Raw genomic sequence first — 25857 nt, 5'->3', positions numbered from 1 at the left:
TCCCACCATGACCACATTCGACAGACGCGATCTTCTGAAGGGCGCCGGCGCCGCAGCGCTGGCTTCGACTCTCGGCACGCCGGCCTTCGCGCAGGCGGCCGGCAAGGTCGTCGTCGGCACCTGGGGCGGCGACTATGCCCGCCTGCTGACCAAGAACATCGAGGACCCGATCCTCAAGCCGAAGGGCATGGAAGTGGTGCAGGACCAGGCCGGCGACGCCCCGCGTCGCGCCAAAATGGTCGCCGAGCGCCGCCTGCCGCGCGGCACGGTCGACATCCAGGGCCTCTCCGCGGCCAACATGTACGAGATGAACGAGGCCGGCGTCATCGAGCAGCTCGACTATTCGAAGATCCCGAACGCCAAGAACCTGCTGCCGGCGATGAAGTACCCCTACGGGGTCGGGCACATCTATTCCGGCAACGTGGTGATCTACAATCCCAAGCTGATCAACCCGGCCCCGACCGGCTTCAAGGACTGGCTCGACCCCAAGCACGGCAACAAGATCGGCTTCATCGATATCCAGTACCAGTCGATCATGATCGCCGCCTCGATGGCCGCCACCGGCGGCAAGGACATGAACGACCTCGACAAGGCCAAGGAAATCCTGATGGCCGTGAAGAAGGCCGGCGCGCGCGTCTACCCGACCAACGAGGCCTTCGCCGCCGCGATGAAGAACGAGGAGATCGGCATCAGCGCGATCTGGAAGGCCCGCGTCGTCCAGTGGCAGAATGCCGGCATCCCCTGCGAAGCGGTCTCGCCCGTTGAAGGCATCCCGGCCTATGTCTCGGGCTTCGCTATCCAGAAGAACGCGCCCAACAAGGACAACGCCTACGCCTATATGAACGCGATGCTGGAGAAGGCGCCGCAGGAGGCCTTCGCTGTCGACATGGGCTATAACGGCACCGTCACCGGCCTCAACGTCGCGCCCGACCTGCAGAAGCGCATCGGCTTCACGCCGGAGGAGGAGAAGAAGCTTCGCGATCTCGACTACGGCTTCCTCGCCAAGAACGACTCGGCGATGAAGGAGTGGTGGGACAAGGTCTTCAAGTCCTGATGCGACTGCGATCGGGCGCTGGCGTCATGAGCATTTCCTCTCTCCCGTCATGGTCGGGCTTGTCCCGACCATCCACGTCTTGCGACGCGGATGGAGAATGGGTCGCGTCTCGTGGCTGGACCCGGTCGCTCCAGGCATCACAGCCTGTCACGGCAGGCGTTCAAGACGTGGATGGTCGGGACAAGCCCGACCATGGCGCTGAGGCCCTGCCATGAGCACGACCGCTCCCGAACCCGTCGCCGGCGCGCGCACCGGCCTTGCCGGCCTGCTCGTCGTGCCGGCGACGCTCTTCGTCGCGATCGGGCTGCTCGGCCCGATCGCGATCCTGTTCCGCTATTCGCTGAACCAGTTCATCCCCGGCCAGTTCATGGTCGACGGGCTGACGATCGAGAACTACGTCAAGTTCTTCACCGACGCCTATTATCTCAACGTGCTGATCCGCACGGTTCGCGTCGCGGTGATCTGCACGGCCGTCTGCCTGATCATGGGCTTCCCCCTGGCCTATGTGCTGGCGCGCACCCAGAGCCGCTTCAAGAACCTGCTGATCATCTCCGTGATCCTGCCGCTCTTCGTCGGCAACGCGGTACGTGCCGCCGGCTGGATGACCGCCTTCGGCAGCAAGGGGGCGCTCAACGCCTCGCTGATGGGCCTGGGCGTCATCGACCAGCCGTTCGAGATCATGTTCACCGAAAACGCCGTGCTGATCGGCATCATCGCGGTCAACCTGCCCTTCATGGTGCTGACGCTGCAGAGTGTGATCGAGGGCATTCCGCGCAATGTCGAGGAAGCGGCCTTCAGCCTCGGCGCCGGGCCTGCCGCGATGTTCCGCCGCGTGCTCTGGCCGCTGGCCCTGCCCGGCATCCTCGCCGGCACGATCCTGACCTTCATCCTCGCGATGAACGCCTATGCCACGCCGGTCCTGCTCGGCGGCCCGAAATTCCAGATGATGGGCCCGCTGGTCTATGGCCAGTTCGCCCAGCAGAACAACTGGCCCTTCGGCGGCGCGATCTCCTTCATCTTGATGACGGCGACGATCATCCTGACTGTCGCGGCAAACCTGATCGTCCAGCGCCGCTACCGCTGATCCGGCGCCGCGGGGCCTGCGGCTCCGCGTCTCTGGTCAATCAGCCGGCCCCCCTTTATGTGCTGAGGCATGACACTCTCCGGCTCACTCGTCCCGCTCGCCGTCGGCGCCGTTGCCGTCGTCCTCCTGCTCGGGCTGGCGAACATGCTGCGCGGCGGCAGCGCCAACACCTCCCAGAGGCTGATGCGCCTGCGCGTCATCCTGCAATTCGTCGCGATCCTGGTGATTCTGGGCGTGCTGTGGTGGCGCTCCGGCTGAGGCAAAGCCAATATCCCCAGGGGCTCTGAAAGCGCCTCGGACGATCCACAAAAATCTCTCAAGCCATTGATTTAAATGATTTTATAATTGCTTGCGGCGACAACCAAGCGGCGTTTGCCGCAATTTTGCCCTATTCCCGCCACGACTCTCTGTGCTTTCTTAACCTCCGCTTGTCCGACAAGAAGAACAATTCCATATGGTTCGCGTCGCGTTGCTGCTCCTCGTTGGTTGTCTGGCAGCCTCGCCCTTGGTGGCGCAGGCCCAGGGTCTCCCGGCCGGAGTGTCGAGCTATGCTCCCGCCACCGAACCGTCCCCCGCCCTGTCCTGGGAAGCCCGTGTCGGCGCAGCCATCGCCAATCCCGGCGGGCGTGAGAGCGGACTGCTCAACTTCAGCGGCGAGATCGCGACGCCGCGTCCGTTCACCCTGACGGATCGCTTCGCCAACGCCTTCGTCCCGCGCTTCCATCTCGGCGCGAGTGCGAATTTCAACGGCACGCGCTACGCCTATGCCGGCGCCACCTGGACCGTCGACCTGAGCAAGACGGTCTTCGTCGAGGCCAGCCTCGGCGGCGCCCTGAACGACGGCAAGACCGGCGCGATCGTCCCCGAGAACCGTTTGAATGTCGGCTGCAATGCCGGCACGCGCGAGGCCGCCGCGCTCGGCGTGCGCCTCAACGACCGCTGGAGCCTGGTCGCGACGCTGGAGCATTTCAGCACGACCGGCTGCTCGGACCGTGGCAACCCGCGCGGTCCCGCCAATGTCGGCGCAAGGCTCGGCTACACTTTCTAGGCTAGCACCGTTCGACCCGGCCTGACCCTGCGCGAAGACGCCTTCCGTCTGGCCCGCGCCGCGCTATAACGCGATGATGGTCAAGCTCAATCGAATCTACACGCGCACGGGCGACGACGGCACGACGGGGCTGGCCGCCGGGCCGCGCCGACCGAAATTCGACCTGCGCGTCGCCGCCTACGGCACGGTCGACGAGACCAATGCCTGCATCGGTATCGCAAGGCTTCACGCCGCCACCGAGGATGCAGACGTCGATGCCATGCTCGCTCGCATCAGCAACGACCTCTTCGATCTCGGCGCCGACCTCTCGACGCCGGAAACCGGCAAGCCGCTCGGCTACGAACCGCTGCGCATCGTCCAGGCCCAGGTCGACCGCATCGAGGGCGAGATCGACCAGTTGAACGCCGATCTCGCGCCGCTGCGCTCTTTCGTGTTGCCGGGCGGCACGCCGGCGGCCACCCATCTGCACCTCGCCCGCACGGTCAGCCGGCGCGCCGAGCGGCTAATGGCGGAACTGGCCCAGATGCCGGGTGAGATCGTCTCCCACGCGGCGCTGAAATACATCAACCGCCTCTCGGACTTCCTCTTCGTCGCCTCTCGCTTCCTCAACGCCAGGACGCAGGGCGACGTGCTCTGGGTCCCCGGACAGAACCGTTAGGGGGACGCATGTTCATTCCCCTGCATGACGGCGTCCCGCTTCGCTTCATGCGCGCGCCCTATGTCACTTACGGGCTGGTCTCGACCTGCATCGCGCTCGACCTGCTGGTGACGCTGCGCCAGAATGCCGAAGGCCAGATCGCGATCGCCGCCGGCTTCGGGCTAATCCCTTCCGTGCTGTTCGGCGCTGCGCAGCTGCCAGCCGAATTGCTGCAAGCTCCGCCCTGGGTGACGCTGTTCAGCAATATCCTGCTGCATGTCAGCCTGGCGCATCTCTTCGGCAACATGCTGTTTCTCTGGGTCTTCGGCGACAATGTCGAGGATGCCATGGGCCATGCCCGCTTCCTGCTGTTCTTCTTCCTCTGCGGGCTCGGCGGCTCGCTGGCCCATGCGCTGATGAATCCGGCCTCGGACCAGCCGCTGATCGGCGCCTCCGGAGCGATCTCCGGCGTGATCGCCGCCTATCTGATGCTCTATCCGCGCGTCCGGATCTGGGGCCTCGCCTTCAATTGGATCCCGCTGCACATCACCGCGCTCTATGCCATCGCTGCCTGGATCCTGTTCCAGCTCGTCCAGGCGCTGCTGGACCCGCAGGGCCATGTCGGCTGGTGGGCGCATCTCGGCGGACTCGGGACCGGCGCGGCGCTGACGCCGCTCTTCATCCATCGCGGCGTCGCACTGTTTGGGCGCGTGGCGCGGGGCTGAGCGGTGCGGTTGAGGCATCGCGCATGGGCAAATGGCGGCGTTGACAAGCGCAAACGGGCGTCGTTACGGTCCCTCCGCATTCCAGCCGAGAGCCGCGATGCCGTGATCCTGCCGCCGGAGACGGCGCGGCCCAAGAGGGGGCGAGGGATCCGGCCAAGACAGCCTCTTTTCTGAACGGTGATGAAGACGATGAAGATCCTTGTGCCCGTTAAGCGGGTTGTCGACTACAACGTGAAGATCCGCGTGAAGGGCGATGGTTCGGGCGTGGAGCTGGCCAACGTCAAGATGTCGATGAATCCCTTCGACGAGATCGCCGTCGAGGAGGCGCTGCGGCTGAAGGAAGCCGGCAAGGCGAGCGAGGTCGTCGTGGTCTCGATCGGCCCGGCGCAGGCGGCCGAGACGATCCGCACCGGCCTGGCGATGGGTGCCGACCGCGGCATCCTGGTCAAGGTCGACGGCACCGTCGAGCCGCTCGCCGTCGCCAAGCTCCTGAAGAAGGTCGTCGAGCAGGAGAGCCCGCAGCTCGTCATCCTCGGCAAGCAGGCCATCGACGACGACTCGAACCAGACCGGCCAGATGCTGGCGGCGCTGCTCGGCTGGCCGCAGGGCACCTTCGCCTCGAAGGTCGTGGTCGGCGACGGCGCGATCGACGTCACCCGCGAGGTCGATGGCGGCCTGCAGACGGTCGGCCTGAAGCTGCCGGCGATCGTCACCACCGATCTGCGCCTGAACGAGCCGCGCTACGCCTCGCTGCCGAACATCATGAAGGCCAAGAAGAAGCCGCTCGACGAGACCACCGCCGAGGCGCTCGGCGTCGATGTCGCGCCGCGCCTGAAGGTGCTGAAGACCGTCGAGCCCGCCGGCCGCTCGGCCGGCGTCAAGGTCGGCTCGGTCGCCGAGCTGGTCTCGAAGCTGAAGAACGAAGCAGGAGTTCTCTGATCATGACGACGCTGCTTCTCGCCAAGCACGACAACAAGAGCCTCAACGAGGCGACCCGCAAGGCCCTGACCGCCGCCAAGGCCCTCGGCGCGCCGGTCCATGTCCTCGTCGCCGGCCACAACGCCAAGGCCGTGGCCGAGGCCGCCGCCAAGCTCGACGGCATCGAGAAGGTGCTGCTGGCCGAGGACGCGTCTTACGAGCATCGCCTGGCCGAGCCGCTCGCCGCGCTGATCGTCGCCCTCGCCGGCGCCTATGACGCCCTCGTCGCCCCCGGCACCACCACCGGCAAGAACGTGATGCCGCGCGTCGCCGCCCTGCTCGACGTGATGCAGGTTTCCGAGATCACCAAGGTCGTCTCGCCCGACACCTTCGAGCGTCCGATCTATGCCGGCAACGCCATCCAGACCGTTCAGGCGACCGACGCCAAGAAGGTCCTCACCGTACGCGGCGCCTCCTTCCAGGCGACAGGCGACGGTAGCGCCAGCGCGCCGATCGAGACCGTCGCGACGGCCGGCAATGACGGTCTGTCGAGCTTCAAGGGCGAGGAGGTCGCCAAGTCCGACCGTCCGGAGCTGGCCTCGGCCAAGATCATCATCTCGGGCGGCCGCGCGCTGGCTTCGGCGGAAAACTTCGGCAAGGTGATCGAGCCCGTCGCCGACAAGCTCGGCGCCGCGATGGGCGCCTCGCGCGCCGCGGTCGACGCCGGCTATGCCCCGAACGATTGGCAGGTCGGCCAGACCGGCAAGGTCGTGGCGCCGGATCTCTACATCGCCGTCGGCATCTCCGGCGCGATCCAGCATCTGGCAGGCATGAAGGACTCGAAGGTCATCGTCGCGATCAACAAGGACGAGGAGGCGCCGATCTTCCAGGTCGCCGATTACGGCCTGGTCGGCGATCTCTTTACAATCCTGCCGGAGCTCGACGCCGAACTCGCCAAGATCGGCAAGTGAGATCGGCAAACAAGATCGGCGCATAGCCCGCATCCCGCGGGAGACGGCCTCGCAACAAGAACCGGGCTGCCACGCAAGGCGGCCCGCATCGCTTCCGAAGGCGAAGCGATGACACCGGAGATGGAACAGACCATGTCGGCTCAGGCGATCAGGACGATCGGCATCATCGGCGCGGGCCAGATGGGCAACGGCATCGCCCATGTGGCGGCGGTGGCCGGGTTCGACGTCAAACTCCACGACCTCGCCGAGGATCGCATCAAGGCGGCGCTGGCGACGATCGACGGCAACATGGCCCGCCAGGTCGCCAAGGGCGCGATCGGCGACGAAATCCGCCGTGACGCCATGGCAAAGATCACGGCGGCCCCGGGCCTGGAAGGCCTCGCCGATTGCGACCTCGTCATCGAGGCGGCCACCGAGAGCGAAGAGACCAAGCGCAAGATCTTCACGGCCGCCTGCCAGCACATCAAGCCCGACGCGATCCTGGCCTCCAACACCTCCTCGATCTCGATCACGCGCCTTGCCGCCGCGACTGATCGTCCCGAGCGCTTCATCGGCATCCATTTCATGAACCCCGTGCCGCTGATGCAGCTCGTCGAGCTGATCCGCGGCATCGCCACCGACGACGAGACCTTCGAGCTCGCAAAGGACTTCGTCGGCAAGCTGCACAAGACGGTATCGGTCTCCGAGGATTTCCCCGCCTTCATCGTCAACCGCATCCTGCTGCCGATGATCAACGAGGCGGTCTACACGCTTTATGAGGGCGTCGGCTCCGTCGAGGCGATAGACACCGCGATGAAGCTTGGTGCCAACCACCCCATGGGCCCGCTCCAGCTCGCCGACTTCATCGGCCTCGACACCTGCCTGTCCGTAATGCAGGTGCTCCATGACGGTCTCGCGGATTCGAAATACCGCCCCTGCCCGCTGCTGGTGAAATATGTCGAAGCCGGTTGGCTCGGCCGCAAGACCAAACGCGGTTTCTACGATTACCGTGGCGAGAAGCCGGTTCCAACGCGCTGAGCGAACAGCTCACCCCAGACGAGCACACGCGCCGTCATTCCGGGCGCAGCGAAGCGAAGACCCGGAATCCATCGTAAGACGCGACAGAGCTTTATGATGGATCCCGGATCGGCGCCGCTTACGCGGCTTGTCCGGGATGACGCCGCGACGCTGGCCAGCGTGTCGCACGTCCTGTGCCGCACCTAGCGCTGCTTCCCCTTCACATTCCTGTCGTCTCGCGCTTACACTAATCCTCACGGGATTCGTGCGGCTTGCAGGAGCGGAGGCGCGATACGGGTGACGGCGCATGTAATGCATCCGATGGCCTCACCGGACGGTTGTCCGGCGCTGGTCCTCAATGCCGATTTTCGGCCCCTGAGCTATTATCCTCTCTCCCTCTGGAGTTGGCAGGACGCCATAAAGGCGGTCTTCATGGACCGCGTGAACATCGTCTCCGAATACGACACGGTGGTACGCAGCCCTAGCTTTGACATGAGGCTGCCCTCGGTCGTCTCGCTCAAGACCTATATCAAGCCCTCGCGCACGCCCGCCTTCACCCGTTTCAACGTTTTCCTGCGCGACCGCTTCTCCTGCCAGTATTGCGGCACGCGTGACGAGCTGACCTTCGACCACGTCATCCCGCGATCCAAGGGGGGCCTGACGACCTGGGAGAACGTCGTCGCCGCCTGCTCGCCCTGCAACCTGCGCAAGGGCGATAAGATGCCGGCCGCCGTCGACATGTTCCCGCTGCAGAAGGCCTACGCTCCGACGGTCAACGACCTGCACCGCAACGGCAAGCTCTTCCCGCCGAACTACCTGCACGAAAGCTGGCTCGACTATCTCTACTGGGATTCCGAGCTGGAGCCGTGAGCCGCAGCCCTACCCGAGCGGCCGCCTGACAGGCCCATCAAAGCCAGTCCCAGCAGGCCGAGCGAGGCCAGCGCGTTCCAGCCCGCCAGCGACAGGCCCAGGAAACGCCAGGCTGCCTCCGAGCAGGCGACGACGCGAGTCGTCTGGAGCTGCTTCATAAAGTCCTGCATGCCGGCTGCCGCAGGCGCGGCCGCGCCGCCGCAATCATTGGGGCCGGCGAACCAGCCCCATTCGACGCCGGAATGATAGACGCCGAGCCAGGTGCTCCAGGCCATCAGCCCGGCGAGTGCGAGCAGAACGAGCCATTGCAGCCGCGCCGACCGCGCCAGGACGAGCGCCGCGGCGGCAAGCCCGATCGCGGCATAATGCGGCACGCGCTGCTCCAGGCAGAGCTTGCAGGGTCGAAGACCCCAGACGATTTCGAAGAACCACGCTCCGGCAATCAGGGCGAGGCAGCCGAGCCCAATCAGCAGGATCAGGCGGGAAGGGGCGATCAAGGCTCGCGCCGGGGTGGCGGGAGCGGAAACGGATGTCGAGACGGGTGTCATCGGGCCGGCGCTCAGCAGGAGAATAGCTGGCCCGATCCTGCGACCAGCTTGAGGCCGAAATACAGCAGGATCAGCACGGCAGCAGCCACCACCGCGATCACTTTCAGGCGACGTTCGATGAAGTGCCGGATCGTCGCGCCATAGCGCCGCAGCAGGAAGGCGAGCGCGAAGAAGCGGAAGCCACGCGCCAGCACGCAGGACACGACGAAGAAGCCCAGCCCGATATGGACCGCGCCTGCCAGGATCGTGACGACCTTGATCGGCGGCAGATGTGCCAGCCCCGACGTCGTCAGCAGGATCAGCGTGGTGTCGGGCCCCGCGCAGGCGCGCAACGCCTCGAAGGCGCCGAGCTTGCCGTAGAAGGCCAACACCGGACGCGCCAGCGCCTCGAAGGCATAGTAGCCGAGCGCGTAGCCGGCGATGCCCCCCAGCGTCGAGAACACTGTTGCGACCAGCGCAAAGCGATAGGCGCGCGACGGCCGCGCCAACGCCATCGGCACGAACAGCACATCGGCCGGGATGAGGAAGAACGAGCTTTCCACGAAGGCGACGATGGCGAGCCAGAGTTCCGCCCTCGGCCGCGCGGCCAACGACATGGTCCATTCATAGAGGCGCTTGATCATGGCGCTGCTCTAGCGTCAGGGCATCGGCGCGTCCATCCGCGCCCGACGCATTTTTGCTGCGCCGCGACAGATTGACCGGGCACCGCCGATCGCTATAGTCCGGCCGCTCGCAAGGGGCCCCTGTGGCGGAATTGGTAGACGCGCTCGACTCAAAATCGAGTTCCGCAAGGAGTGCTGGTTCGATCCCGGCCAGGGGCACCATTTTTCACTGCGGCGCCGCCCCATCGGCTGCAGTGGCTTGGCCGGCCAGCGGCCTTATCACTGGTTCTGGTCTCGACCTTAACCGGCAGATGCGCCGGTAGATCCTCGGTTGCTAGTGGATTCACTATTTCTTAACCATCCGGGCGTCCCCTTGCATTGTCCAATGGGCCTTGGGGGGCTTGGAAAGGACCGTGACCATGCACGAGCTCAACCCTGAGCAGACCGTCGTGGAACAGCTTGTCGGCCAGCCTGTCGCCGATGTCGAAAGAGAGCTGATTCTGGCAACCCTGCGGGAAACGGGTGGTAATCGCACCCATGCCGCCAATGTGCTCGGCATCGCCATCCGCACCTTGCGCAACAAGATCGGCTCCTACGCCGCCGATGGCTACGACGTGCCGGAGCCGGCGCATCCGGCTCAGTGAGGCAATGCACATGACCACATCCGATACGATGGCGGCCAGCAATCTGGTCTCCTCGGCGACGATGGCCGGGTTGCTGCGCTGCCTCATTCAGAATGGCGTACTGCAACCAGCCGACATTCGAGAGGTGTATGAGTCTGCCCTCCTGCTTCTGGAACAGCAACAGGCGGCCGTCCCGCATGGGCAAGCAAGCTTCTCGGCTGCGCGAACCGTCATTGAACGGCAGCTTTCACTGATCTGATGGCCATTGATCGTCCGGGTCTTGCCTTGCCGCTCCCGCAGGGAGCAGACTGGCACGTCGCCTGCGGGCGAGCCTTTGCCGCCAATTCCAAGCCTTGGCCATCAGTCGCTGCCCCTCCCCGAGACCGCCTTGCGCATCCTGTTGATCAATCCGAACACGACGGCCGACGTGACCACCCTGATGGCACGGGTGCTGGCGCCCCATCTGCCCGCCGGCACCACGCTCGTTCCCGTCACAGGCCGCTTCGGCGCGCGCTACATCGCCAGCCGGACCGCTGCCACCATTGCCGGCCATGCTGCGATCGAGGCCTATGCCGAGCATGGCCGCGATTGCGATGCCGTGTATCTCGCCTGCTTCGGCGATCCCGGCCTGCTCGCTCTCAAGGAACTGGCCCGCATCCCTGTGATCGGCATGGCCGAGGCCAGTTGCCTCGCGGCGGCCGCCCGGACGGAGCGCTTCTCGATCGTCACCGGCGGAGAGCGCTGGAAGCCAATGCTGCGAGAATTCGTCACGACGCTGGGCCTGGGAAACCGTCTCGCTGCGATCGAAACCGTTGCTCCGACCGGCGCCGAGATCGCGCGCGATCCCGGTAGCGCTATCGCCCTCCTGGCCGAGGCCTGCAGGCTGACGGCAGAGCGGGACGGTGCCGGCGCCGTCATCCTCGGCGGAGCGGGGCTGGCCGGCCTGGCAGCCCGCATCCAGCCCCATCTCGACGTGCCCGTGATCTGCTCGGTCGAAGCCGGCATGCAGGCCGTGCTGTCGGCGCTGCGCGAGCCGCCGGCCAAGCCCGGCAGCGGCGATCTCTCCCTGCCGGCGCCGATCGACAGCACGGGCCTTACGGAAAGCCTCATGCGGCTGCTCGCCCGCCCCTGAGCGAGCCTGCTCAGCCCTTCTTGGCCAGCGATATGCCGTTCTGCGAAGCGACCCAGTCCGAGAGCATCGGCACATAGTCGTCGCCCCGGCCGGCAGCGACGGCGGAGGCGAAGCTGTTCTTCACGGCATTGCCGATTGGGTTGGGGACGCCGGCGGCATTGGCCACGCTTTCGAGATAGCGGACATCCTTCAGCCCGTTGACCAGCGTGAACTTGTGGGCGTCACGGTCGCGCTCGAGCACATACTGCATGAAGGTCTGGTAGAAGCCGCAATCCATGCGGCTACCGCGCAGCACGCTATCGAAGGTCTGCGGGGTGATGCCGATCTTCGACGCCAATGTCAGCGCCTCCGCATAGATCGCGGCATAGCCCATCGAGAGGAAGTTGTTCAGGAGCTTCATCTTGTGGCCGTCGCCGACCGGGCCGAGATGGACGACCTTCTGGGCCCAGGCCTCGATCGCCGGCTTGATCCGGGCGAAGACCTCCGGCGTCGTGCCGACCATCGCCGAAAGCTGGCCCAGCGCAGCCTGCGCCGGCGTGCCGCCGAGCGGCGCATCGGCCAGATGCAGCCCTTTGCCTTCGAGTTCAGCAGCAATGCGGACGGTCACGGTCGGGTCCGAGGTCGAGCAATCGACGATCACGGTCCCGGGCTTTGCTCCGGCGACGATGCCGTCGGGGCCGTTGACCACCGCCTCGACCTGGGCCGAGCCGGTCACGCAGAGAAAGATGATCGTGGCGTTCGAGGCCAGTTCCTTCGGGGTCTTCGCTTCCTTCGCCCCGGCGGCGACCAGTTCCTCCACCGGCTTGCGGTTGCGATGCCCCATCACGGTGAGCGGGAAGCCCTTATCGACGAGGTTTCGCGCCATCCCCTGCCCCATCAGCCCCACGCCGATGAAGCCGACCGATTCTTTGGTTGCAGTCATCTTCAATTTCTCCTGTTTATATGAGAATGACGTGTCGATGTGACGGAACGCCTGACCAGAAACCGGTCGCCAGGTCGTGTTGCCGGCGCCGGAGAACAGCGTCATGACCAGCAGCGGCCCCGTCAGAGCAGGGTCTCCCGTCAAGCCGCCGACAGCAGCTCCCGGTGCGCGTGGCCGGGTTACGCTGCAGATCATCGCCGATCGCCTGACCGTCTCGACCGCGACGGTGTCGCTGGCGCTCCGCGGTTCGCCGCTGGTGGCGGAGGCGACGCGTGCCCGCGTCCAGCAGATGGCCCGCGAGATGGGCTACAGCTATAACCGCAGCGCGGCGTCCCTGCGCACCGACCGCACGAACATCCTCGGGGTCGGCTTCCACGACATCACCAACCCCTATTTCGCCGAACTCCTCGCCGCGATCGAGGAGACCACCACGGCGAACGGCCGCTCGATCCTGCTCGGCACCTATGGCGAGGACCTGGAACGGCAGGACCGCGTGCTGGGCACGCTCAAGGAATATCGGCCCGACGGCATGATCCTCTGCGCGGCCGGCGGCAGCACGCCCGAGACCTTCGCGCATTTGATCGCGGCCGGCGTTCCGATCGTGCAGCTCTCGCGCGAGATCAGCGGCGATCTCGATTTCGTCGGCTCCGACGACCGCCACGGCACGATCCTGGCGATGGAGCACCTGATCGGCCTCGGCCATCGCCGCATTGCCTTCATCTGCGCCAATCAGGGCATCTCGACCGGTCGCAACCGCTATCTCGGCTATTGCGAGGTGTTGGCCCGCTACGGCATCGCGCTCGATCCGAGCTTGGTCTATTCCGGCTACGGCACGCGCGAAAACGGCTCGAAGGGCATCCAGGCGGTGCTCGATGCGTCCGATCCACCGACGGCCGCCATCTGCATGAACGACCTCGCCGCCTTCGGGGCGATGCTTGGGCTGCGCCATCGCGGGCGCGAGGCCGGCATGGACTTCTCCATTGTCGGCTGCGACGACGTCCAGGAAGCGGCGCAATGGTATCCGGCCCTGACGACGATCCGGAATTTCCAGGACGAGATGGGCAGGAAGTCCGCCGAGTTCCTGATCAGCCGCATCGCCGAGCCGGGCGCCCCGCCCCGCCGCCTGCTGTTGACGCCGGCCCTCGTCATCCGCGGGACGACGACGCCGCCGCGCGGGTGAACGACCGGCCGGCGCTTCAGGCATCATTCGCGGGCTTGGCGTTGAGCGCACGATAGGCCCGCACCACCTGCGAATCGTCGCGCCCGCCATGGCCGAGGCCCGACGTCGCCAGGAACATCTGGTGCGCAGCGGCCGCCAGCGGCAGCGCCGTCCGGGCGGCCCGGCCCGCATCGAGCACGATGCCGAGATCCTTGACGAAGATGTCGACCGCGCTCGTCACCGCCGGATCCGGCTCATGCATGCGCGGACCGCGGTCTTTCAGCATCCAGGACGAGGCGGCAGACCCGCCCATGATCTCGAACAGCAGCCTGCCATCAACCCCGGCCTTCTCGGCCAGCGACAGCGCCTCGGCAGCGACGGCGATGTGCACGCCGCAGAGGAGCTGGTTGACCGTCTTGACCACGGCGCCCTGCCCGGCCTTCTGCCCGACATGGAAGACCTTGTCGCCCATCGCCGCGAGCACGGGCCGCGCCAGAGCGAAGCTTTCGTCCGGCGTGCCGACCATGATCGTCAGGGTCGCCGCCCTCGCTCCGACCACGCCGCCCGATACGGGTGAATCGACGAAGCGCCGGCCGCTCTTCTCGACCTCGGCCGCGATCGCCTCGACCTCGCCGGGGGGGCATGTCGCCATCAGCATGACGACGGCGCCGGGCGCGAGCGCCTCGAGCGCACCGGCCTCGAACAGCACGGAGCGCGCCTGTGCGGCATTGACGACCATCAGCACGAGCGCCTCGGCACCGGCCGCGGCCTCCGCCGCACTGCCTGCATCATGCCCGCCGGCTGCGACCAGCGCCTCGCGCGCGCTGGCCCGCATGTCGAAGCCGGTGACGCGGAACTGGCGCTTGACCAGGTTCTCGGCCATCGGCGCGCCCATGGCGCCGAGCCCGATGAAGGCGATGGATTTCGGGGTGGTCGGCATCTGCTCGCTCTATCCTCTGCTCAGTCATCCCGGTGGCAGCGAAGCGCAGCCTCGGGATCCATGCCTGAGCCTATCCGAGCGACATTCCGGAATGGCCCCCCCGGCACTGCGTGGCACCCCTGCTTCGGCTCGGATGGTGGCGCGGCTGCCAGCATGGCCTGCCGCGCTGTTGGCTCGTTATTCCTTCACCGCCCCGGTCATCGCCGACACGTAGTGCTCGACGAAGAAGGCGTAGAGGATGACCAGCGGCAGCGAGCCCGCCAGCGCGCCCGCCATCAGCGAGCCCCAGCGATAGATGTCGCCATCGACGAACTCGTTCACGATCGCCACCGGCACGGTCTTGTTCTGCGTCGAGGACAGGAAGGTCAGCGCGTAGATGAACTCGTTCCAGCACAGGGTGAAGGAGAAGATGAAGGCCGAGATCAGGCCAGGCACCGCCAGCGGCAGGATGATCTTGATCAGAATCTGCGCCCGCGTCGCGCCGTCGATCAGCGCGCACTCCTCCAGCTCGTAGGGGATGGTCTTGAAATAGCCCATCAGGAGCCAGGTCGAGAATGGGATCAGGATGGTCGGATAGACCAGGATCAACGCCAGCGGCGTGTCGAACAGGCCGACCTTGTAGATCACCGTCGCGAGCGGGATGAACAGGATCGAGGGCGGCACGAGATAGGCCAGGAAGATCAGCGCGCCGACCGTGACGGCGCCCTTGAAGCGCAGGCGAACGATCGCATAGGCGGCGAGCACGCTGGCGACCAGCGAGATGAAGGTGGCGCAGGTCGCGATCAGCATCGTGTTCCAGAGCCAGCGCGGATACTCGCTCTCGAACAGCAGCTTGTGAATGTGCTTGAAGGTCGGCTCCCAGGTCCAGAACGGGCTGACCTTGTCCATCTCGATGAGCTGATGGTCGGGTTTCACCGCCGTCAGCGCCATCCAGTAAAACGGGAAGAGCAGGACGATCAGGATCAGGACCAGCGGGATATAGGTCGTGACGACGCGCCGCGGCAGCGTCTCCAGATAGGCCATGCCCTCGCTGTGGTCGGCGGTGTGCGGCCGCTGGCCGGCATCGATGCTAGTCATTGCTGCCACCCTGCTGCCATTTGCGCGTCTGGAGCCCGTACCAGGCGATGCCTATCGCCGCGAGCAGGAAGGGGATCATCGCCGTCGAGATCGCCGCCCCCTCGCCGAGCTGCCCGGCGATGATGGCGCGCTGATAGGAGAGCGTCGCCATCAGATGCGTCGCGTTGACCGGCCCGCCGCGGGTCAGCGCCCAGATCAGCTGGAAATCGGTGAAGGTGAAGAGCACCGAGAAAGTCATCACCACCGCGATGATCGGCGTCAGCAGCGGATAGGTGATGTGCCGGAAGCGCTGCCAGTTCGTCGCCCCGTCGAGTGTCGCCGCCTCGTAGAGCGAGGGCGAGACCGTCTGCAGGCCTGCCAGCAGCGTGATCGCGATGAAGGGCACGCCGCGCCAGACATTGGCGAAGATCGTCGACCAGCGCGCATTCCAGGGATCGCCCAGGAAATTGATGTTGTGGTCGATCCAGCCGAGCTGCCGCAGCGACCAGGAGATGATCGAGAATTGCGAATCGTAGATCCACCAGAAGGCGATCGCCGACAGCACCGTGGGCACGATGAAGGGGATCAGCACGGCCGCGCGGATCAACGCCTTGAACGGCAGATGCTTGTTCAGCAGCAGTGCCAGATAGAGCCCGATCACGAATTTCGCGGCGCTGGCAACGCTCGTGTAGAGCAGGGTGTTGAACACCGAGGTCCAGAACACGCCGTCATCCCAGAGCCACTCGTAGTTTTCGAACCCGATGAACTCGCCCGCGCGGCCGATCTTGGTGTCGGTGAAGGACAGCCAGACACCAAGCCCCAGCGGATAGGCCAGGAACAGGATCAGGATGCCCATGGCCGGCAACATGTACCAGAAGCCGAGCCAGTTGCGGCTGGCCTGGAGCTTCTGCCAAGCCGTGCGCTCGCTTCTGGCGGGCGACAGGCGGGTCGGCATCTCGAATGCGGAATTGGCCATCGCGGTTCCGATGTGATGCGGTAAATCGGTCCGGCCTCGCGGCCGGACTGTGGTGTCGTGTCGCGTTGGATGCGAAGGGCGACCCGTCCGAACGGGCCGCCCCCGTCAGCTGTCGCGGCTCAGCGATAGATGCGCTTCGCCTGCCGCTCGGCGCCGGCGATGGCGCCCTTGAGATCGTCACGGCCGGTGACGTAGTTGGCGAACATGTCGACCACGATGAAGTCCGCGATCGCCGAGGCCGCCTTTTCGCCGAGCGTGCCCAGGCCCGCCGGCGTCAGCGTCCGCTTGGCGACGTCGCGATAGGGCGTCGTCTTGGGATCGGCCGTCCAGACCGGGTTCTTGTCGTACTCGCCAAGGAAGTGCGAGAGATAGCCGCCCGCCGCCGTGATCCACGGATTGTACTGCTGCGTATCCAGCATGAAGGCGATGAAGGCCTTGCAGGCGTTCGGCACCTTGGTGAACTGGAAGGCCAGCATCGTGAAGGGCAGGTGCAGTTCGGTCGGCTTGCCGACCGGGCCGATCGGCAGATAGGCATGGTCCATATCGGCCGCGATCTCGGGCTTCTCACGCTTGGCGGTGACATAGACCGAGATGCCGTTGACGGTGGTGTGCAGTTCGCCGGCGAGGAAGGCCTTGTTGTTCGAGGAATCGTTCCACGAGGCCGTACCGGGGATGAAGGTGTCGTAGAGCGCCTTGCCGTATTCGAGCGCCTTGGCGGTCTCCGGCGAATTGATGATGACCTTGTCGTTCTTGTCGACGAGGTAGCCGCCATGGCTCCAGAGCAGCCAGTGCATCCAGGTGTTAGCGTCGCCCGAGGCGTGGCCGAAGGCCATGCCTGCCGGGGTGTTGTTCGCCTTCAGCGCCTTGCACAGCTCGAGGAAGCCAGCGGTATCCTTCGGGAATTCCTTGAAGCCGGCCTTGTTCATCGCGCCGATGCGATAGTTCATCAGGCCGCCGCTGGCGGCGATCGGAATGCCGATCCACTTGTTGCCGAGCTTGCCGTAAGCCTCAGCCGACGGGAACCAGCCGCCATGCTTCTCGCCGAGATATTTCGAGACGTCGGTGAGATCGAGACACTTCTGCGGGAACAGATGCGGCAGCGAGTACAGGCCCCAGACGAGGTCGAGCCCCTGCCCGGTATTGGCGACCACGGAGGCCTTCGGCTGCAGGTCGTCATAGGATTCGTTGGTGACGGTGATCTTGGCGCCCGTGGCGGCCTCGAAGGCGGCGACGAGCTTCATGAACTCGGCGTCTTCCGCCTCGACGAAGCGCTTCCAGCGCATCAGGTTGATCTTGGCGTTGGGCTCGACCTTGAAGGGCGAGGCCTGCGCCCAGGCCTTGGCATAGGCGAGCAGGTTCGTACTGCCGCCCAGGCCGAGGGCGGCACCGCCCTTGAGCAGTGATCTGCGATCGAAATGCATGTTCATCCTCCCTGGATATGGTCCGACGGCTCTTTTGAGCGGCCGCCTTGAACCGGGTTGTCCGGCCGTTTCAGGTCACGATTCTCTTCCCCGTGCCGGCGTCGAAGAGATGTGTCACATGGATATCGGGCGTGATGCCGAGGTTCTCGCCGGGCCCGGCGGTAATGCGCTCGCGGAACACGCAGGTCAGGCTCTGGCCGCCGCAGCGAACCACCACCTGCGTCTCCGAACCCATCGGCTCGACCACCACCACCTCGGCCTGGAGACCGTTCGGATCGAGCTTGATGTGCTCGGGGCGGATGCCCAGCACGGCGGCCTTGCCGTTGGAATCGGCCGGATGGCTGCCGATCGGCCAGAGCGTACCGCCTTCGGTCTCGAAGCCGGCCGCGGTGATCGTGCCCTTCAGCAGATTCATCGAGGGTGAGCCGATGAAGGCCGCCACGAACAGGTTGGCTGGCCGGTCATAGAGCTCGAGCGGTGCGCCCATCTGCTCGACGATGCCGTCATGCATCACGACGATCTTGTCGGCCATCGTCATGGCCTCGATCTGGTCGTGGGTGACATAGACCGTCGTGGTCTTGAGGCGCTGGTGCAATTCCTTGATCTCGGTGCGCATCTGCACGCGCAGCTTGGCGTCGAGATTGGAGAGCGGCTCGTCGAACAGGAAGACCTGCGGATCGCGCACGATGGCGCGGCCCATGGCGACGCGCTGGCGCTGGCCGCCGGAGAGTTGGCGCGGATAGCGGTCGAGCAGCTTGTCGAGACCCAGGATGCCCGCGGCCTTGCCGACGCGCTCGTCGATCTCGGCCTTCGGCGCCTTCCTGAGCTTCATCGAGAAGGCCATGTTGTCGGCGACCGTCATATGCGGATAGAGCGCATAGTTCTGGAACACCATCGCGATGTCGCGTTCCTTCGGCGGCACGTCGTTGACGACGCGCGGGCCGATGCGAATCTCGCCGCCGGAGATGTTCTCCAGCCCGGCGATCATGCGCAGAAGCGTCGATTTCCCGCAGCCGGACGGCCCGACCAGTATCACGAACTCGCCGTCATCGATGTCGATGTCGACACCATGGATGACCTGAGTCGCGCCATAAGCCTTGCGCACGTCGGCAATCTGGACTGAGGCCATCTGGGCCCTCTCCTAAAATTCGTTTCCCCGTGGACCCGGTGGTCCGCCGCTTCCGGCGGAGTCCAAGTCGCATCGCATACCGGCCTGTTGCGACCGATCGATGAAGGTTGCCGTTGGCTAAGAACCGCGCCTCGTTCAGGAGCGACGGTCCCTTGCGCCGGAGTTCATCTGCGATAAAGTCATACGATATAGACAGGCGTGTCAAGCGCCGGACGCTAGGCGGGGAGCGGCTCCCATCCCACGCCGGCTGCAACGGAGGAGGCGCCAGACGATGCGGGTGCGCGACTATTCGCGGCCAACGACGCTCAATCCCGACCGCCTCTTCGGCCAGGTCGCCCAGAAGCTCGCCGTTGCCATCATAACAGGCTCCGTCAAGGCCGGCGAGTTGCTGCCCAACGAGGACGATCTGCGCTCCGACATCTCGGTTTCGCGCACCGCCTATCGCGAGGCGGTGAAGGTGCTCACCGCCAAGGGCCTGGTCGAAGCCAGGCCCAAAAGCGGCACCCGGGCGGCGCCGCGCGACAGCTGGAACCTGCTCGATCCCGATGTTCTCTCCTGGCATTTCGAGGCTGATCCAAACGAGAAATTCATCCGTGATCTCTTCGAATTGCGCCGCTTCGCCGAGCCTGCCGCCGCAGGACTGGCGGCGCAGCGGCGAACACCTGCCGACATCGCGCGCATCGAGGCCGCCTATCGCGGCATGTCGGACAACCAGCCCTATGCCGACGCGACGATCCGCGCCGATCTCGCCTTCCACGAAGCCGTCTTCATCGCCTCGCACAACGCCACGCTGATGTGTCTGGCGAGCGCTGTCGCCGCCACGGTGCAATGGTCCCTGCTGCTCAAATCGGTCGATGATCGCGACTTCTTCATCGCCTCTCTGGTCGATCACGAGCGCGTTCTGGACGCGATCATCCAGCGTGACGGCGACCTCGCGGCGGCGCGGATGACGACGCTGGTGATCGACAGCCTGAACACGACGCTCGCCTTCTTGACCCCGGCTGCGTCGGCGACGATCCACAAAACCGCGTGATTAAGTCATATTATATATGCGCCAGCGGCGCTTTTCCCGCGGCGCGCGGCGTGGTGGGATGCCCGGCGATCGATCCCAGCGAGCCGGCGGCTTCCATCCAGCCGTCATATCCGTCATTTAATCGATTCATATTCGCCTGATCAAGCTGCCCGACCATCACCCGAAGCCTACGGAACCGTCCCCCATGACACGGCCCAACGCCACCGAAATCCTGATGACCGGCCCGCTGATGGCCTATGCCGCCGACCAGTTGAAGGCGCGGTACACCGTCCACGAGCTGTGGAAGGCCGAGGACAAGGCGGCCTTCCTGCGCGAAATCTCCGGCCGCGTGCGCGGCGTCGCGGCCGGTGGCGGCCATAACCGGGTCGACGGCGCGCTGTTCGACGCGCTTCCCAACCTCGAGGTCATCTCGAGCTTCGGCGTCGGCTACGACCATGTCGATGCCGGCGAGGCCGGAAAGCGCGGCCTCGTCGTCACCAACACGCCCGACGTCCTGACCGACGAGGTCGCCGACCTCGCGCTCGGCCTGCTGATCTCGACCGTCCGGCAGTTGCCGCAGGTCGACCGCTATCTCCGCGAGGGCAAGTGGCTGAAGGCCGCCTATCCGCTGACGTCGTCGTTGCGCGGGCGCACGGTCGGCATCGTCGGCCTCGGCCGCATCGGCAAGGCGGTGGCGAGCCGCATCGAGGCCTTCGGCTTGCCGGTCGTCTATCACGGCCGCTCGCGCCAGGCCGATGTGCCCTATCGCTACTATCCCTCGCTGGTCGAAATGGCCCAGGATGTCGACACGCTGATCTCGGTCGCGCCCGGCGGCGCCTCGACCCATCACATCATTAATGCCGAGGTGCTCAAGGCCCTTGGCCCCAATGGCATCGTCATCAATGTCGGGCGCGGCACCGTGATCGACGAGAAGGCGCTGATCGAGGCGCTGCAGAACAAGACGATCCTGTCGGCCGGCCTCGACGTCTTTGAGGACGAGCCGCGCGTCCCGGCCGAGCTGATCGCGATCGAGCATGCCGTGTTGCTGCCCCATGTCGGCTCGGCCTCGGTCCACACCCGCGAGGCGATGGGCCAGCTCGTCGTCGACAACCTCGCCTCCTGGTTCGATGGGAAGGGGCCGCTGACCCCGGTGCCCGAGACCCCTTGGAAGAAGGCCTGAGCGCCTTGCCCGGCGCGGCAGCGCATCGATCACAGCTGCTTGCGGCGGGCATCCTGCTCGCCTGCCAGGCAGCGGCATCGGCGCAGACCGCGCCAGCCCCGCGCGGCGCGGACAAGGCGCCGCCTGCAATTGCTCCCTTGGTCGGCGCCTGGGATCTCGAGCAGATCGGCGCCTCGCGCAAATGCACGATCACGCTCGGAGTGGAGGAAGCCGTGCATGGCCGCCAGCTCCGCTATCCCGCGACCTGCCGTCGCGCCTTGCCGATCCTCGACAGCATCGTCTCCTGGAACGTCGGGGCCGACGGGTCGCCGCGCCTCAACGATGCGCTCGGCAAGGCAGTGATCGCCTTCCGCGAGAACGGCGATGCCGGCCTTCAGGGCAAGGGACCGGACGGCAAGGACTACTGGCTCGATCCCAAGAGCCATCCGCGCGCCGCGCGACGCCCCGCCGTCAGCCGAGCGGAGGCGGCGGCCACCGCGGCCCAGCGCGCGACGGTCGTCGACCCCGCCAGCGCGCCTGCGCCCGAAAGCCTGCCCGGCCGCTACGCCGTGATGCGCCAGGCCAATCGCGAAGCTTGCCGCATCGTCCTGAGCCCGGCTTCCGGAGGCGCGCAGGCCCGTGCTCCGGCGGCGTTCGAGGGCAACTGCGGGGATACCGGGCTGGCGATCTTCGACCCCGTCGGCTGGCGCTATGCGGCAGGCCGGCTCGCCCTCGTCGCACGGAAAGGCCACAGCGTCGAACTCGTCTTCGAGAATGGCCAGTGGCGCAAGGACCCCGCGGTCGGGGCGCCGCTGTTGCTGCGCAGGCTGGCACCTTGACGAAATACCGTAGCCGCGACGCCATCGCGGAACTGACCACGAGCCTCAACCGGCTTCCCGCATTGCCACCAATTTGAGCGTCATCGAAGAGTCGCGGATCAAGCCTAGCGATTGGGCAATCCCGTACTTAGTTGCGGCCGGTATCGTTCCCGACCGTGCGAAGAGGACTTCCCGATGTTCAACGCCAAATCGCTTCTCGATGCCCTCGTCAGCGCGGGCACCCAGGCCGGCAAGCCTGGCGGCCAGGGACAGACGGGTACGCTCGGCTCGATTCTGGGCGGGCTCACCGAGCAGGTGCAGAAGAGCGGCGGTGTTGGCGGGCTCGCCGGCATGGCGGGCCAGATTCTGACCCAGGCGACGCAAGGGCTCGGTGACGCCGCGCGCCAGACCGGCGTGCAGCAGAAGGCCGGCGAGGCGCTGGGCCAGGTCACCGGCGGCCGCTCGACACAGGACGTGCTGGCCCAGGCCAAGGCGATGTTCGACAAGAACCCTGCGATGGCGACCGCTGTGCTCGGCGGCCTTGGCGCGCTGGTGTTCGGCTCCTCCACGGGCCGCGCCATCGTCGGCTCCGCCGCCCGGCTCGGTGGCATGGCCCTGATCGGCGGCCTCGCCTACAAGGCCTATCAGAACTACCAGTCCGGCAAGCCGATGCTCGATATCGGCAGCCCGGAAGTTCTTCCCGCCCCGTCAGGCACCGGCTTCGAGCCGGAGGCCGCGAGCGAAGCGACGGCCCTCGTCTTCATCCGCGCCATGATCGCCGCCGCCGCGGCCGATGGGTCGATCGATGCCGACGAGCGGGCCGCGATCCTCGGCGGACTGCGCGAGGCCGGCTTCGACCCGGAAGCGAATGAATGGCTGGCTCAGGAAATGGCCAGCCCTGCCTCGGTCGAGACGCTGGTCGAAGGAGCGGAAAGCCCTGAACTCGCGGCGCAGATCTACACGGCCGCACGTATCGCCATCAATCCGGACACGCCGAAGGAGAAGGACTTTCTCGCCGGCCTCGCGGCCTCGCTCGGTCTCGACGCCGAGCTCGTCGCGAACATCGACGCCGCCGCCAGCGCGGCCAAGGTCTGACGCACACCGACCTCTGACGCGCACTCGCATCATTAACCACACTCCCGGTGTGGTGAAGGCGTCGCCCGCGCGAGCATCGCGGGGCAGTGCGGCGCCCCGGAAGGCTTGTCCATTCGACGGTAATCGAGGCGAGGTCGCAGCCGGCTGTTAATCATAGCAGCCGAATGGCCGCCCCTTGCTCCACAGCATCCACTCAAGCTTAGGATTTGTCAGCGAGGAAGACCGGAGCCAGAATGGCCCACCGTCGAAAGACGCTCGCCGGACCATATCATCGGGCCCCGGACGCAATAACGGCGCAAGGGAAGAAGAGACAGGAATATGTCTTTGCCTGCGATGATCAGAGCGATGCGCCCGCATCATTGGCTCAAGAACGGACTCGTGTTCGTTCCGATCTTGCTCAACCATAACGTTTTCGACATCGCGGCGATCGGTCATGGCGTCGTCGCCTTCATGGCCTTCAGCCTGATGGCGTCCTCGATCTATCTCCTCAACGACATCGTCGATGTCGACGCCGACAGGCGCCACCCGACCAAATGCAAGCGCCCGCTGGCCGCAGGCGAAATCTCGGAGCGGCAGGCCTATGCGGCCGTCCCGATCCTGCTCGCCACATCCTTTGCACTGTCCTGGCTGCTGCCCAAGCCGCGGCTCTTCCTGCTGGTGCTCGGCGCCTATCTCGTGCTGGCCTTGGCCTATCTCTTCGTGCTCAAGCGCAAGCTGCTGGTCGATGTGCTTTCCCTCGCGGCGCTGCATACGCTGCGCATCATCGCCGGCAACATGGCGGCCGACGTCCCCATCTCCTCCTGGCTCCTGGCCTTCTCGATCTTCCTCTTCTTCAGCCTGGCGCTGGTGAAGCGCTATGCGGAACTGCGCATCACCCAGGACCAGTCCGGCCTGAAGAAGGCAGGGCGCGGCTATCAGGCCGAGGATATCGAGGCGCTCTCGCAGCTCGGCATGGCTTCGGGCTGCACCTGCGCGCTGATCATGGCGCTCTATGTCGACAGCGCCGCCGTCAAGGAACTCTATCGCCACCCGGAGCTGATCTGGCTGGTCTGTCCGATCATCCTCTATCAGATGGCGCGAATCTGGTTCCTCGCAAGGCGAGGATTCATGCCCGACGATCCGCTCGTCTTCATGATCCGTGACTGGCGCAGCCAGGTCACCGGCGCGACGGTGCTCGTGATCATGGTCGCTGCGACGCTGCTGCCGTGAGCGACGCGCCTTCGGAGATTCGCTCCTGGGGCGGATTGGCCGCGCGGGACAGCCAATTGCTTAGCCCCGAAGATTGGCTCGCAGACCCGTCGCCACAGCGTGGATCCGTCCTGGCCCACGGCAATGGCCGCTCCTATGGCGATTCCTGCCTGAACGATGGCGGACGGCTGATCATGGCGCGCAGCATGGACCGCATCCTCGCCTTCGACCGCATCAGCGGGCTCGTCACCTGCGAGGCCGGCGTCCTCCTCGACGATTTGCTGAAGCTCGTGGTGCCGGCCGGCTGGTTTCCCCCGGTGACACCCGGAACCTGCCTCGTCACCATCGGCGGCGCGATGGCCAACGACGTCCACGGCAAGAACCACCACCGGGCCGGCACCTTCGGCCGCCATGTCCGCGCGTTCGAACTGGTGCGCTCGGACGGGCGCCGGCTGACCTGCGCGCCCGACCTGAATGGCGCGCTGTTCGCCGCCACCATCGGCGGCATGGGCCTCACCGGCCTGATCACGCAGGTCACGCTGCAGCTCATGCCGGTGGCTTCCGCCGAGATGCAGCAGGAAACCATCCATTTCGGCGGGCTCGACCGCTTCTTCGCCATCGCCGCGGACTCCGATGCGACGCATGACTACACCGTCGCCTGGATCGATGCCCTGGCCAGCGGCTCCGGCTTCGGACGTGGCGTGTTCTTCCGCGCCAACCATGCTCCGGCCTCGCACCAGCCGCCGAGCCGCCCCCGGCGCAGCCTGCCCTTTCCGATCAGGCCGCCGGTCCCTTTGATCAACAGCCTGACGCTGCGCGCCTTCAACCTGCTCTACCGCGCCGCGCAGCCACGCTCGCCCGAGCCGAGGCGCATCGCCTATCGCCCGTTCTTCTATCCGCTCGACCGGGTCCGCAACTGGAACCGCGCCTATGGGCCGGGCGGCCTGCGCCAGTTCCAATGCGCGGTACCGATGGCCCATGCGCGCGATGCCGTCGAGGAGATGCTGAGGCGGACGCTCGCCGCCGGCGAAGCCTCCTTCCTGACCGTTCTCAAGCTCTTCGGCGACGTGCCCTCGCCCGGCATGATGTCCTTTCCCATCGCCGGCGCGACATTGACGCTCGATTTCCCCAATCGCGGCGAGTGTACGGAAAGGCTGCTCGACGAGCTCGACCGCGTCACGCTCGCGGCCGGAGGCCGTGTGAACCCCTACAAGGACGCCCGCATGTCGCCGGCCACCTTCGAGGCCTCTTTCCCGCACTGGCGCAATTTCGCGGAACATATCGACCCGGGCTTCTCCTCTAGCTTCTGGCGGCGCGTCACGGCCGGCTGAACCGGCCTCATCCGCTGGCCGTAAAAAATCTTCGCATCGCCTTGAACCTCCCCGCCATCCGCCGCGACCAACGGGCATGGAGGGCGAATGGTTCGCCCCGAACGAATTCAGGGAGACCGAGACGATGACCCGCTTCAAGAAGATCGCGACCGCCACCCTTGCCGCTCTCGCGCTGGCCTCCACCTTGACCGCGACCTCCGCCGAAGCCGGGTACTGGGGTCGCCGTGGATATGGCTGGGGCGTCGGAGCCGGTGTCGTCGGCGCGCTCGCCGCGGGCGCCATCATCGCCAGTGCCACCCGCCCGGCCTATGGCGGCTACTACGCCTACGGCCCCGTCCGCCGCTGCGACATGGTCGAGCGCATCAACCGCTACGGCGAGATCGTCGGCTACCGCCGCGTCTGCGGTTACTACTGAGAACCATGGTGCAGGCGGCCCGGGGCCA

Annotated in this window: 29 protein-coding genes and 1 tRNA gene; 22 read left to right on the top strand and 8 right to left on the bottom strand. The window is 66.0% G+C overall.

What is annotated here, in order from left to right; genetic code table 11:
• The first annotated feature begins 7 nt into the window (after positions 1-7).
• The 10 genes from AC1RMY_RS00745 to AC1RMY_RS00700 all read left to right on the top strand — a co-directional run bounded on the left by AC1RMY_RS00745 (position 8) and on the right by AC1RMY_RS00700 (position 8303).
• Positions 8-1054, top strand: a complete 1047-nt coding sequence (locus AC1RMY_RS00745) for an ABC transporter substrate-binding protein (protein WP_492862024.1) — start codon at positions 8-10, stop codon at positions 1052-1054.
• Positions 1055-1265: 211 nt separating this feature from the next.
• Positions 1266-2138, top strand: coding sequence for an ABC transporter permease (locus AC1RMY_RS00740; RefSeq protein WP_492862023.1), 873 nt, complete (start codon positions 1266-1268; stop codon positions 2136-2138).
• A gap of 69 nt (positions 2139-2207) precedes the next feature.
• The gene (locus AC1RMY_RS00735) at positions 2208-2396 is read left to right on the top strand and encodes a twin transmembrane helix small protein (protein WP_492862022.1); all 189 of its coding nucleotides are present in this window, start codon (positions 2208-2210) and stop codon (positions 2394-2396) included.
• Positions 2397-2592: 196 nt separating this feature from the next.
• Positions 2593-3186: an acyloxyacyl hydrolase gene (locus tag AC1RMY_RS00730; RefSeq protein WP_492862021.1), complete on the top strand. Its 594-nt coding sequence runs from the start codon at positions 2593-2595 to the stop codon at positions 3184-3186.
• A 76-nt stretch (positions 3187-3262) separates the two neighbouring features.
• Positions 3263-3844 (top strand): cob(I)yrinic acid a,c-diamide adenosyltransferase, encoded by a 582-nt coding sequence (locus AC1RMY_RS00725; protein WP_492863533.1) that lies wholly within the window; start codon positions 3263-3265, stop codon positions 3842-3844.
• Positions 3845-3852: 8 nt separating this feature from the next.
• Entirely contained in the window at positions 3853-4548 is a 696-nt protein-coding gene (locus AC1RMY_RS00720) for a rhomboid family intramembrane serine protease (RefSeq protein ID WP_492862020.1), read from the top strand.
• 189 nt (positions 4549-4737) lie between these two features.
• The gene (locus AC1RMY_RS00715; protein WP_492862019.1) at positions 4738-5487 is read left to right on the top strand and encodes an electron transfer flavoprotein subunit beta/FixA family protein; all 750 of its coding nucleotides are present in this window, start codon (positions 4738-4740) and stop codon (positions 5485-5487) included.
• A 2-nt stretch (positions 5488-5489) separates the two neighbouring features.
• Entirely contained in the window at positions 5490-6437 is a 948-nt protein-coding gene (locus tag AC1RMY_RS00710; RefSeq protein WP_492862018.1) for an electron transfer flavoprotein subunit alpha/FixB family protein, read from the top strand.
• Positions 6438-6557: 120 nt separating this feature from the next.
• Positions 6558-7454, top strand: a complete 897-nt coding sequence (locus AC1RMY_RS00705) for a 3-hydroxybutyryl-CoA dehydrogenase (protein WP_492862017.1) — start codon at positions 6558-6560, stop codon at positions 7452-7454.
• Between the two features lie 291 nt (positions 7455-7745).
• Positions 7746-8303 carry an HNH endonuclease gene (locus AC1RMY_RS00700; protein WP_492863532.1) on the top strand — a complete coding sequence of 186 codons (558 nt, stop codon included), beginning with the start codon at positions 7746-7748 and terminating at the stop codon, positions 8301-8303.
• Here AC1RMY_RS00700 and AC1RMY_RS00695 read toward each other — a convergent pair.
• Positions 8276-8800 (bottom strand): disulfide bond formation protein B, encoded by a 525-nt coding sequence (locus tag AC1RMY_RS00695; protein ID WP_492862016.1) that lies wholly within the window; start codon positions 8798-8800, stop codon positions 8276-8278. The genes AC1RMY_RS00700 and AC1RMY_RS00695 overlap by 28 nt on opposite strands.
• A 62-nt stretch (positions 8801-8862) precedes the next feature.
• Positions 8863-9474: a YqaA family protein gene (locus tag AC1RMY_RS00690; protein ID WP_492862015.1), complete on the bottom strand. Its 612-nt coding sequence runs from the start codon at positions 9472-9474 to the stop codon at positions 8863-8865.
• A gap of 116 nt (positions 9475-9590) precedes the next feature.
• On the opposite strand from AC1RMY_RS00690, the gene AC1RMY_RS00685 reads away from it, so the two are divergent.
• From AC1RMY_RS00685 to AC1RMY_RS00670, 4 genes are all read left to right on the top strand, one after another.
• Positions 9591-9675: transfer RNA gene (locus tag AC1RMY_RS00685), tRNA-Leu, on the top strand.
• Positions 9676-9872: 197 nt separating this feature from the next.
• Positions 9873-10097, top strand: a complete 225-nt coding sequence (locus AC1RMY_RS00680) for a helix-turn-helix domain-containing protein (RefSeq protein WP_492863531.1) — start codon at positions 9873-9875, stop codon at positions 10095-10097.
• Between the two features lie 10 nt (positions 10098-10107).
• Entirely contained in the window at positions 10108-10335 is a 228-nt protein-coding gene (locus AC1RMY_RS00675) for a hypothetical protein (protein WP_492862014.1), read from the top strand.
• A 129-nt stretch (positions 10336-10464) separates the two neighbouring features.
• The gene (locus tag AC1RMY_RS00670) at positions 10465-11208 is read left to right on the top strand and encodes an aspartate/glutamate racemase family protein (protein WP_492862013.1); all 744 of its coding nucleotides are present in this window, start codon (positions 10465-10467) and stop codon (positions 11206-11208) included.
• Positions 11209-11218: 10 nt separating this feature from the next.
• Here AC1RMY_RS00670 and AC1RMY_RS00665 read toward each other — a convergent pair whose 3' ends face one another.
• Positions 11219-12136: an NAD(P)-dependent oxidoreductase gene (locus tag AC1RMY_RS00665; RefSeq protein ID WP_492862012.1), complete on the bottom strand. Its 918-nt coding sequence runs from the start codon at positions 12134-12136 to the stop codon at positions 11219-11221.
• A 97-nt stretch (positions 12137-12233) separates the two neighbouring features.
• Here AC1RMY_RS00665 and AC1RMY_RS00660 point away from each other — a divergent pair, with 97 nt between their 5' ends.
• Positions 12234-13310, top strand: coding sequence for a LacI family DNA-binding transcriptional regulator (locus AC1RMY_RS00660; RefSeq protein WP_492862011.1), 1077 nt, complete (start codon positions 12234-12236; stop codon positions 13308-13310).
• A gap of 16 nt (positions 13311-13326) precedes the next feature.
• Here the strand turns inward: AC1RMY_RS00660 and AC1RMY_RS00655 are convergent, their stop codons facing one another.
• The 5 genes from AC1RMY_RS00655 to AC1RMY_RS00635 all read right to left on the bottom strand — a co-directional run bounded on the left by AC1RMY_RS00655 (position 13327) and on the right by AC1RMY_RS00635 (position 18811).
• Positions 13327-14229, bottom strand: coding sequence for an NAD(P)-dependent oxidoreductase (locus AC1RMY_RS00655; protein WP_492862010.1), 903 nt, complete (start codon positions 14227-14229; stop codon positions 13327-13329).
• 177 nt (positions 14230-14406) lie between these two features.
• On the bottom strand, positions 14407-15306 hold the full coding sequence (locus tag AC1RMY_RS00650) for a carbohydrate ABC transporter permease (RefSeq protein WP_492862009.1): 900 nt from the start codon (positions 15304-15306) through the stop codon (positions 14407-14409).
• The gene (locus tag AC1RMY_RS00645; RefSeq protein WP_492863530.1) at positions 15299-16240 is read right to left on the bottom strand and encodes a carbohydrate ABC transporter permease; all 942 of its coding nucleotides are present in this window, start codon (positions 16238-16240) and stop codon (positions 15299-15301) included. The genes AC1RMY_RS00650 and AC1RMY_RS00645 overlap by 8 nt, the downstream gene beginning before the upstream one ends.
• A gap of 140 nt (positions 16241-16380) precedes the next feature.
• Positions 16381-17682, bottom strand: a complete 1302-nt coding sequence (locus tag AC1RMY_RS00640) for an ABC transporter substrate-binding protein (RefSeq protein WP_492862008.1) — start codon at positions 17680-17682, stop codon at positions 16381-16383.
• Positions 17683-17752: 70 nt separating this feature from the next.
• Entirely contained in the window at positions 17753-18811 is a 1059-nt protein-coding gene (locus tag AC1RMY_RS00635; RefSeq protein ID WP_492862007.1) for an ABC transporter ATP-binding protein, read from the bottom strand.
• 271 nt (positions 18812-19082) lie between these two features.
• Between AC1RMY_RS00635 and AC1RMY_RS00630 the strand changes: the two genes are divergently transcribed.
• The 7 genes from AC1RMY_RS00630 (at position 19083) to AC1RMY_RS00600 (ending at position 25829) form a co-directional block, all read left to right on the top strand.
• Positions 19083-19844 carry a FadR/GntR family transcriptional regulator gene (locus tag AC1RMY_RS00630; RefSeq protein ID WP_492862006.1) on the top strand — a complete coding sequence of 254 codons (762 nt, stop codon included), beginning with the start codon at positions 19083-19085 and terminating at the stop codon, positions 19842-19844.
• 184 nt (positions 19845-20028) lie between these two features.
• Entirely contained in the window at positions 20029-21003 is a 975-nt protein-coding gene (locus AC1RMY_RS00625; RefSeq protein ID WP_492862005.1) for a 2-hydroxyacid dehydrogenase, read from the top strand.
• Positions 20988-21821 (top strand): AprI/Inh family metalloprotease inhibitor, encoded by an 834-nt coding sequence (locus AC1RMY_RS00620; protein WP_492862004.1) that lies wholly within the window; start codon positions 20988-20990, stop codon positions 21819-21821. The genes AC1RMY_RS00625 and AC1RMY_RS00620 overlap by 16 nt, the downstream gene beginning before the upstream one ends.
• A 174-nt stretch (positions 21822-21995) precedes the next feature.
• The gene (locus AC1RMY_RS00615; RefSeq protein ID WP_492862003.1) at positions 21996-22895 is read left to right on the top strand and encodes a tellurite resistance TerB family protein; all 900 of its coding nucleotides are present in this window, start codon (positions 21996-21998) and stop codon (positions 22893-22895) included.
• A 318-nt stretch (positions 22896-23213) separates the two neighbouring features.
• Entirely contained in the window at positions 23214-24104 is an 891-nt protein-coding gene (locus AC1RMY_RS00610; protein WP_492862002.1) for a UbiA family prenyltransferase, read from the top strand.
• A gap of 56 nt (positions 24105-24160) precedes the next feature.
• A complete protein-coding gene (locus tag AC1RMY_RS00605; RefSeq protein ID WP_492862001.1) occupies positions 24161-25414 on the top strand; it encodes an FAD-binding oxidoreductase in 1254 nt (417 codons plus the stop codon).
• A gap of 76 nt (positions 25415-25490) precedes the next feature.
• Positions 25491-25829, top strand: a complete 339-nt coding sequence (locus AC1RMY_RS00600; protein ID WP_492862000.1) for a hypothetical protein — start codon at positions 25491-25493, stop codon at positions 25827-25829.
• Positions 25830-25857: the final 28 nt, after the last annotated feature.

It is taken from the genome of Allobosea sp. GW822-FHT03F07, assembly GCF_058801345.1.
Note: the sequence above shows the minus strand (reverse complement) of the source record. Positions and strands in the feature narration are given on the sequence as shown.

What these genes read in the sequence shown, in the direction of transcription:
- AC1RMY_RS00745 (WP_492862024.1), top strand. Translation starts at nt 8, where the DNA reads ATGACCACATTCGACAGACGCGATCTTCTGAAGGGCGCCGGCGCCGCA.
- AC1RMY_RS00740 (WP_492862023.1), top strand. Translation starts at nt 1,266, where the DNA reads ATGAGCACGACCGCTCCCGAACCCGTCGCCGGCGCGCGCACCGGCCTT.
- AC1RMY_RS00735 (WP_492862022.1), top strand. Translation starts at nt 2,208, where the DNA reads ATGACACTCTCCGGCTCACTCGTCCCGCTCGCCGTCGGCGCCGTTGCC.
- AC1RMY_RS00730 (WP_492862021.1), top strand. Translation starts at nt 2,593, where the DNA reads ATGGTTCGCGTCGCGTTGCTGCTCCTCGTTGGTTGTCTGGCAGCCTCG.
- AC1RMY_RS00725 (WP_492863533.1), top strand. Translation starts at nt 3,263, where the DNA reads ATGGTCAAGCTCAATCGAATCTACACGCGCACGGGCGACGACGGCACG.
- AC1RMY_RS00720 (WP_492862020.1), top strand. Translation starts at nt 3,853, where the DNA reads ATGTTCATTCCCCTGCATGACGGCGTCCCGCTTCGCTTCATGCGCGCG.
- AC1RMY_RS00715 (WP_492862019.1), top strand. Translation starts at nt 4,738, where the DNA reads ATGAAGATCCTTGTGCCCGTTAAGCGGGTTGTCGACTACAACGTGAAG.
- AC1RMY_RS00710 (WP_492862018.1), top strand. Translation starts at nt 5,490, where the DNA reads ATGACGACGCTGCTTCTCGCCAAGCACGACAACAAGAGCCTCAACGAG.
- AC1RMY_RS00705 (WP_492862017.1), top strand. Translation starts at nt 6,558, where the DNA reads ATGGAACAGACCATGTCGGCTCAGGCGATCAGGACGATCGGCATCATC.
- AC1RMY_RS00700 (WP_492863532.1), top strand. Translation starts at nt 7,746, where the DNA reads ATGCATCCGATGGCCTCACCGGACGGTTGTCCGGCGCTGGTCCTCAAT.
- AC1RMY_RS00690 (WP_492862015.1), bottom strand. Translation starts at nt 9,474, where the DNA reads ATGATCAAGCGCCTCTATGAATGGACCATGTCGTTGGCCGCGCGGCCG.
- AC1RMY_RS00680 (WP_492863531.1), top strand. Translation starts at nt 9,873, where the DNA reads ATGCACGAGCTCAACCCTGAGCAGACCGTCGTGGAACAGCTTGTCGGC.
- AC1RMY_RS00675 (WP_492862014.1), top strand. Translation starts at nt 10,108, where the DNA reads ATGACCACATCCGATACGATGGCGGCCAGCAATCTGGTCTCCTCGGCG.
- AC1RMY_RS00660 (WP_492862011.1), top strand. Translation starts at nt 12,234, where the DNA reads ATGACCAGCAGCGGCCCCGTCAGAGCAGGGTCTCCCGTCAAGCCGCCG.
- AC1RMY_RS00655 (WP_492862010.1), bottom strand. Translation starts at nt 14,229, where the DNA reads ATGCCGACCACCCCGAAATCCATCGCCTTCATCGGGCTCGGCGCCATG.
- AC1RMY_RS00650 (WP_492862009.1), bottom strand. Translation starts at nt 15,306, where the DNA reads ATGACTAGCATCGATGCCGGCCAGCGGCCGCACACCGCCGACCACAGC.
- AC1RMY_RS00645 (WP_492863530.1), bottom strand. Translation starts at nt 16,240, where the DNA reads ATGCCGACCCGCCTGTCGCCCGCCAGAAGCGAGCGCACGGCTTGGCAG.
- AC1RMY_RS00640 (WP_492862008.1), bottom strand. Translation starts at nt 17,682, where the DNA reads ATGCATTTCGATCGCAGATCACTGCTCAAGGGCGGTGCCGCCCTCGGC.
- AC1RMY_RS00635 (WP_492862007.1), bottom strand. Translation starts at nt 18,811, where the DNA reads ATGGCCTCAGTCCAGATTGCCGACGTGCGCAAGGCTTATGGCGCGACT.
- AC1RMY_RS00630 (WP_492862006.1), top strand. Translation starts at nt 19,083, where the DNA reads ATGCGGGTGCGCGACTATTCGCGGCCAACGACGCTCAATCCCGACCGC.
- AC1RMY_RS00625 (WP_492862005.1), top strand. Translation starts at nt 20,029, where the DNA reads ATGACACGGCCCAACGCCACCGAAATCCTGATGACCGGCCCGCTGATG.
- AC1RMY_RS00615 (WP_492862003.1), top strand. Translation starts at nt 21,996, where the DNA reads ATGTTCAACGCCAAATCGCTTCTCGATGCCCTCGTCAGCGCGGGCACC.
- AC1RMY_RS00610 (WP_492862002.1), top strand. Translation starts at nt 23,214, where the DNA reads ATGTCTTTGCCTGCGATGATCAGAGCGATGCGCCCGCATCATTGGCTC.
- AC1RMY_RS00600 (WP_492862000.1), top strand. Translation starts at nt 25,491, where the DNA reads ATGGAGGGCGAATGGTTCGCCCCGAACGAATTCAGGGAGACCGAGACG.